7 protein-coding genes are annotated in these 6,332 nt (G+C 70.9%); 2 read left to right on the top strand and 5 right to left on the bottom strand.

The window, feature by feature from the left end:
* Positions 1 to 164: 164 nt before the first annotated feature.
* The gene (locus EJC77_RS07450) at positions 165 to 791 is read left to right on the top strand and encodes a class I SAM-dependent methyltransferase (RefSeq protein WP_125611176.1); all 627 of its coding nucleotides are present in this window, start codon (positions 165 to 167) and stop codon (positions 789 to 791) included.
* Positions 792 to 843: 52 nt separating this feature from the next.
* Here EJC77_RS07450 and EJC77_RS20645 read toward each other — a convergent pair whose 3' ends face one another.
* Positions 844 to 1,020, bottom strand: coding sequence for a hypothetical protein (locus EJC77_RS20645; RefSeq protein WP_240629896.1), 177 nt, complete (start codon positions 1,018 to 1,020; stop codon positions 844 to 846).
* A gap of 280 nt (positions 1,021 to 1,300) precedes the next feature.
* On the opposite strand from EJC77_RS20645, the gene EJC77_RS07440 reads away from it, so the two are divergent.
* Entirely contained in the window at positions 1,301 to 1,603 is a 303-nt protein-coding gene (locus EJC77_RS07440) for a class I SAM-dependent methyltransferase (RefSeq protein WP_205786966.1), read from the top strand.
* Positions 1,604 to 1,610: 7 nt separating this feature from the next.
* Here EJC77_RS07440 and dapF read toward each other — a convergent pair whose 3' ends face one another.
* Genes dapF through EJC77_RS07420 form a run of 4 tightly spaced genes read right to left on the bottom strand, consistent with a single transcriptional unit; the run spans position 1,611 to position 6,327 of the window.
* Positions 1,611 to 2,540: a diaminopimelate epimerase gene (gene dapF, locus EJC77_RS07435; protein WP_125611172.1), complete on the bottom strand. Its 930-nt coding sequence runs from the start codon at positions 2,538 to 2,540 to the stop codon at positions 1,611 to 1,613.
* The gene (miaA, locus tag EJC77_RS07430) at positions 2,537 to 3,460 is read right to left on the bottom strand and encodes a tRNA (adenosine(37)-N6)-dimethylallyltransferase MiaA (RefSeq protein WP_125611170.1); all 924 of its coding nucleotides are present in this window, start codon (positions 3,458 to 3,460) and stop codon (positions 2,537 to 2,539) included. The genes dapF and miaA overlap by 4 nt, the downstream gene beginning before the upstream one ends.
* Before the next feature lies 1 nt (position 3,461).
* Complete coding sequence (gene miaB, locus EJC77_RS07425) at positions 3,462 to 5,018, bottom strand: tRNA (N6-isopentenyl adenosine(37)-C2)-methylthiotransferase MiaB (protein ID WP_420820304.1); 1,557 nt, start codon at positions 5,016 to 5,018, stop codon at positions 3,462 to 3,464.
* Between the two features lie 28 nt (positions 5,019 to 5,046).
* Positions 5,047 to 6,327, bottom strand: a complete 1,281-nt coding sequence (locus EJC77_RS07420) for an aggregation-promoting factor C-terminal-like domain-containing protein (RefSeq protein WP_240629893.1) — start codon at positions 6,325 to 6,327, stop codon at positions 5,047 to 5,049.
* Positions 6,328 to 6,332: the final 5 nt, after the last annotated feature.

Genomic DNA, 6,332 nt, shown 5'->3' with positions numbered 1-6,332 from the left:
CCTTGTCTGACCGTGAAACTAATAACCAGACTAGCGCCATACTGACCCTAAAAACCATCACCTACATTCCTGACGCACACCCGCGTTCGCTTGTGGATAAACGCCGCATCCGGCCGGGCACCGAGTTACCAATTCGGGGGCGCGCCAACTACTCTGGCAGGACCATGGGAAGCGATCATTACTTCAGTTCACAGCCGTCAACTCCGGAAAAACGCCGGGAGGTCAACGTGGTGCTGGCGGATCGTCCGCTCACCGTGGTGACCGCCGGCGGCATCTTCAGCCCCGACGGCGTGGACAAGGGCACCGCCGTGCTGCTGGCCGAGGCTCCGGCCCCGTCAGCCACGGGCAACCTGCTCGACATCGGCTGCGGCTGGGGGCCGATCGCGCTGACGATGGCGTTGCGCTCACCGGAGGCGACCGTGTACGCCGTCGACGTCAATGATCGAAGCATCGCGCTGACCCGCGACAACGCGTCCCGACTGGGACTCACGAACGTCGTCGCCGGCACACCGGACTCCGTGGACGCCGGGGTGCGCTTCAGCACCATCTGGTCCAACCCGCCCATCCGGGTCGGCAAGGATGAGCTCCACTCACTGCTGCTCGCGTGGCTGCCCCGCCTTGCCGAGGGCGGCGACGCCCACCTGGTGGTGCAGAAGAACCTGGGTTCCGACTCGCTGCAGCGCTGGCTGGCGGCCGAGCTGCCCGCACGGTTCCCGGAGCTGGCGTTCACGGTGACCCGGGAGGCGACGCACAAGACGTTCCGCGTGCTGCGCGTGCACCGGGCCCGGTAGCGCGCCCCGGCCGGCAATGCCGGCGAGATTCAACGACGGTCGACACCTCGCCTCAGGCCTGGCGCTCCGGTGACGTCCAGCGCCTTGGCGGAGGATAGACGAAGCGCGCAATCGTGGTCGACACCCAGCCGATGCAGAAGCCCCCGAAGGTCGGCAAGTGCGGCTGCACACCGGCCGGACCGCGGATCGTCCGCGCGAGCGTGAGGACGATCGTCCAGGCGACGGCCAAGCCGATGCTGTAATGCCAACAATTCCCAGACTGACTCATGGACGCGCCCCATCCGCCTTCGTGGCCCCCATGCCTCATGTTCCTGCGGTGATGCGCACGGGGCAAGGGTCCGCGTGGCGCCGTCACAATATGCGCCCAAAGGACCACCGTCCTGCGCAAGGTTTCCGCGCCATCCTGCGCAGCTGCGCAACATGCGCACCAGCGACTCCCTACCCTGCGCAGAACGGTCCGACTGCTACCTGACCACGGATTCGCGCGCCGACGCGGACTTGAGACCAAGGTGGCGGCGTTCGAAGCCTGGGATCCCGCCGGCCGGGCGTTCGACGCGGTGATCGCCGGGCAGACCTGGCACTGGATTGACCCGGTTGCGGGAGCGGCCAAGGCGGCGCAGGTGCTGCGGACTGGCGGCCGCCTGGCCGTGTTCTGGAACGTCGGCCAGCCCACGCCTGACGTGACGGAGGCCTTCGCCGCGGCCTACAACCACGTGGTGCCCGACGCCCTGGCCACGCGCGCCTACCGCCGGGCGTTGCCAGCCGGTTCCCACCCGCCAAGCCAGACGAGCGGTTGGCGGGCATCGGGGTAGCGACCGGCTACGCCAGGACCCCGCGGGCCACGATCACGGCCGGGCCGCTCAGCTCGACGTGCTCGCCGTCGTTCCCGGCAAGGAAGCGCACGCCGACGACGCCGCCGGGCACCTCGACGCGCCACGTGTCGGCGGCACCGCCGGCCCAGAACCTGATGGCCGCGGCGGCGGCGCACGCGCCCGTGCCGCACGATTGGGTCTCCCCCACGCCGCGTTCGTGCACGCGCATGGCCAACCGGCCCACGCCGTCGTGGACGAGTGGCTCGGCCGGGACGACGAACTCGACGTTGGTGCCGTTGGCCGGGACGGGCTCCACCTCGGGGGCCGTGTGCAGCTGCAGGGACTCCAGTTTCGCGTGGTCGGCCAACGCCACGACCGTGTGCGGGTTGCCCATGCTGATGGATAGCGCCGGGCGCGGCACCTCGAGTCCACCGCCGCGGACCAGCGAGTCGGTGCCGCGCGCGTCGGCGTCGGCCGCATGGATGAACGTCCACGGGCCCATGTCGACACGGTAGCCGTGGGCCGTGCGGGCCACGACCTTCACGCCGGCGCGCGTCCCGATGGCCAGTTCCGCGCCCTCGGCAAGGTCGGCCAGGCCCTGGTCGATGAGGAAGTGCACGAACACGCGCACGCCGTTGCCGCACATCTCCGAGACCGAGCCGTCCGCGTTGCGGTAGTCCATGAACCATTCGGCGTCCGGCCGTTCGGCGAGCAGGTCCCGTCCCTCGGCCAGGCACCGGGACGGCACGGCCCGGATCAATCCGTCCGCACCGATGCCGGCGTGCCGGTCGCACAGGGCGGCGACCTGGCCGGCGGACAGCTCGATGATGCCGTCGGCGTCGGCCACGAGCACGAAGTCGTTGCCCGTGCCATGCCCCTTGGCGAAGGGCAGCCCGGACAGTGCGGCGAGGTGCGGGCCGGCAGGCGGTTGCGTCATGCGTTCAACCCTACGGCACCGGACACCAGCGCCGCCGCCGCGCCGGCCAGGTCGTCGTCCGCCCAGTCGAGCCAGTGCACGCGCGGGTCGGCACGGAACCACGTCAATTGGCGGCGGGCGAACTGCCGGGTGGCCACGATCGTTTCATCGGCCGCCTGCTCGAGCGTGCTCTCGCCGTCGTACACGCGCAGGAACTGCCGGTACCCGAGCGCGCGCTGGGCGGTGCGCCCCTCGCGCAGGCCCTCCGGGACCAACCGGGCCACCTCGTCGAGCAGGCCGGCGTCCACCATGCGGTGCACGCGCCCGGCCAGACGGACGTGCAGGTCCGCCCGGTCCCCGTCCAGGCCGATCTGCAGCGCCGGCTGGACATATTCGCGTTCCGGCATAAACGAGCTGAAGGGCCGGCCCGTCAGCTCGAACACCTCCAGCGCCCGGACCACGCGCTTGGCATCGTGGAGGCGCGCCGCGGACACCGGGTCCGCGCCGGCCAGCCGCCGCGCCAGCACGGGCAGCCCGTCGCGGTCCAGCTCCGCCTCCAGCCGGGCACGCACGTCCGGGTCGGTGCCGGGAAACTCGAGCACGTCGAGCGCGGCGCGCACATACAGCCCGGACCCGCCGACCAGGATGGGCATCCTGCCGCGGGCTTGGATGCCGGCGATCGCCGCCCGGGCCATCGCCTGGAACCCGGCGACCGTGGCCTCCTCGCGCACCGTCAGGATGTCCATCAGGTGGTGCGGGATGCCGCGCCGCTCGGCCACCGTCAACTTGGCCGTGCCGATGTCCATGCCGCGGTAGAACTGCATGGAGTCGGCGTTCACGGCCTCCCCGTCGAACCGTTCGGCCAGCGCCAGCGCCAGCTCGGACTTGCCCGAACCGGTGGGGCCGACGACGGCGACGACGGGCGGGCGTCGAGCCGCCACGTTACGCCGTGCGCACCGGCAGCGACGGCATGCCGAGGCTGACGGCCGGCCGCACGGCGGTGGACCCGCCACCGGCGCCGACGGGTGCCGGCACGCCGCACGAGTCCGCCTGGGCCCGGTCCCAGGCGTCGCCGGCGCGCGAGCGGCGCAACTCGTAGTCGGCGGGTGTGGCCGGGTCCGCGACGAGGTGGAACGCGGCGGCCTCCGTGATGGTGACGGTGACCAGGTCGCCCGGGCGGGGCGCCGGGGCGCCCGCGGGGACGCTGAAGTGCACCAGGCGCTGGTCCCGGGCCCGCCCGGAGAGGCGGTGCGTCTCGGCGGCCTTGCGCCCGGACGCGGCCGTGACCATGACCTCGACGCGGTGCCCCAGCTGTTTCGCGTTCTCCTCGGCGGCGATCCGGTCCTGCAGCGCGGTGAGCCGTTCGAAGCGTTCCTGGACGACGGCCTTGGGCAGCTGGCCGGGCAGGTCGGCGGCCGGCGTGCCGGGACGCTTGGAGTACTGGAACGTGAACGCCGTGGCGAAGCGCGACTTTTCCACCACGTCGAGCGTGGCCTGGAAGTCCTCCTCGGTCTCGCCCGGGAAGCCGACGATGATGTCGGTGGAGATCGCGGCATGCGGCATCTTGGCGCGCACCTTGTCCAGGATGCCCAGGAACTTGGTGGACCGGTAGGAGCGGCGCATGTCCTTGAGTACCTTGTCGGAGCCGGACTGCAGCGGCATGTGCAGCTGCGGCATGATGTTGGGCGTTTCGGCCATGGCGTCGATGACGTCGTCGGTGAACGCCGCCGGGTGCGGGCTGGTGAAGCGCACCCGTTCCAGGCCCGCGATCTCCCCGCACGCGCGCAGCAGCTTGCCGAACGCCAGCCGGTCTCCGAATTCGACGCCGTACGAGTTCACGTTCTGGCCCAGCAGTGTGACCTCGATGGCGCCGTCGTCCACCAGCGCCTGGATCTCGGCCAGGATGTCACCGGGCCGGCGGTCTCGTTCCTTGCCGCGCAGCGACGGCACGATGCAGAACGTGCAGGTGTTGTTGCAGCCCACGGAAATGCTGACCCAGCCGGAGTACACGGAGTCGCGCTTGGCGGGCAGCGTGGACGGGAACACCTCGAGCGACTCGAGGATCTCCAGCTGCGCTTCGCTGTTGTGCCGGGCCCGTTCGAGCAGCACCGGCAGCGAGCCGACGTTGTGCGTCCCGAACACCACGTCCACCCAGGGCGCCTTCGCCAGGATCGTGTCGCGGTCCTTTTGCGCCAGGCAGCCGCCGACGGCGATCTGCATGCCGGGGTTCGCCTCCTTGACGGGGGCCAGCATGCCCAAGTTGCCGTAGAGTTTGTTGTCCGCGTTCTCACGCACCGCGCAGGTGTTGAAGACGACTACGTCGGCACTCGCCTTCGCGCCGCCGGCGCCAAGGGGTACGAGTCCGGCGGATTCAAGCAGGCCCGCCATCCGTTCGGAATCGTGGACGTTCATCTGGCAGCCGAACGTGCGGACCTCGTAGGTGCGCGCCGCGTGCGTCGCGTCGGCGGTGGCGGATGTCTCTACGCCGTCAATACTCAAGCTCACCCGTCAAGTTTAGGCGATGGGGTCAGTACCAGTTGTTGGACACCTCGTGGGACCAGGCGCCGCACGGGTTGCCGTACCTGTCGCGGATGTAGCCGAGGCCCCAGTTGATCTGCGTGCGGTAGTTCGTCAGCCAGTCGGATCCGGAGGATTCGTACTTGCCCGGCGGCAACGCCTGGGCGATGCCGTAGGCGCCGCTGGTGGGGTTGGTGGCGTTGGTCAGCCAGCTCGATTCCTGGTTCCACAGTTGCACCAGGCACTGCATCTGGTCCTGTCCCCACCCGAACGAGGCGAGTGTGGCGGACGCGTACGACTGGGCGCCGGCGGGGTCGTTGACGCCGCTGCCGGGGATGTTCGGCAGCAGGACCTCGACGGGGATGTACCCGCTGCCGGGATCCGGGGCCGGAGCCGCGGGCGAGCCGGGTTGCGGCGCCGCCTGCCCGGCGGCCTGTTGTTGGGCGGCCTGTTGGGCGGCGGCTGCCGCCGCCTCGGCGGCCCGGCGCTTGGCTTCCTGGGCGGCCTGGTAGGCGGCCAGCGCGTCCTGGCCGTCCTGGTATTTCTGCTCGACGGCCGCCGTCGTGTTCTTCAGCGATGCGAGCTGGGCAACCAGCAGTGTGCCCTGTTTCTTTTTTTCCGCCAGTTGGGCGGTGACGGCGTTTCGGGCCGCGACGGCGGCGTCGAGGGTTTGTTGGGCCGTCGCGGCCAGGGCGGCGCGCTCGGTCTCGGCCGCCTTCTGCGCGTCGCCGAGCGACTTCGCCACGGACGCGGACGCCGCGGCCTTGCCGTACTTGAGCCCGGCATTGTCGCCGACGACCTTGATGACGTCCAGGCCCTGCAGGGTGCCGGGGCCGGCCAGGGCGTCCAGGGCAGCGAACAGGCCCAGGTTCGACCCGCCGGTCTTGTAGCTCTGGGCGGCGATGGCGCCGGCTTCCTTCTTGTACCTGGCGACCTGCTGCTGCGCCCGGTCCGCCTGGGCGGCCAGGACCTCCACCCGGGCGGTGGCGGCGTCGAGCTGGTTCCTGGCGACGGCGTAGGCCGCGCCGGCCTCGACGGCGGCCGAGCCGAGCTTGTCGGATTGGTCGCCGAGGGAGGTCAGCAGGCCGTTGATCCTGGTGACCTCGGCGGCCGTGGCGGCCTGGCTGGCCTTGGCGTTCTGCACGTCCTGCCAGGTCGGATAGCCGCTGGGCGGGCCGTCGTCCGCCCGCGCGATGGTCCCGGCGTGGCCGGCCAGTCCGGCCACGCCAAGCAGGCCGGCGACCGTGATGGTGGCCAACGAACGGGTGATGCGGTTCCGAGGCAGTCTCATACGGC

It is taken from the genome of Specibacter cremeus (assembly GCF_003946885.1).
In the GTDB taxonomy this organism is placed as follows: domain Bacteria; phylum Actinomycetota; class Actinomycetes; order Actinomycetales; family Micrococcaceae; genus Specibacter; species Specibacter cremeus.
This window is presented reverse-complemented; position numbering and strand designations above follow the sequence as displayed.

What these genes read in the sequence shown, in the direction of transcription:
- EJC77_RS07450 (WP_125611176.1), top strand. Translation starts at nt 165, where the DNA reads ATGGGAAGCGATCATTACTTCAGTTCACAGCCGTCAACTCCGGAAAAA.
- dapF (WP_125611172.1), bottom strand. Translation starts at nt 2,540, where the DNA reads ATGACGCAACCGCCTGCCGGCCCGCACCTCGCCGCACTGTCCGGGCTG.
- EJC77_RS07420 (WP_240629893.1), bottom strand. Translation starts at nt 6,327, where the DNA reads ATGAGACTGCCTCGGAACCGCATCACCCGTTCGTTGGCCACCATCACG.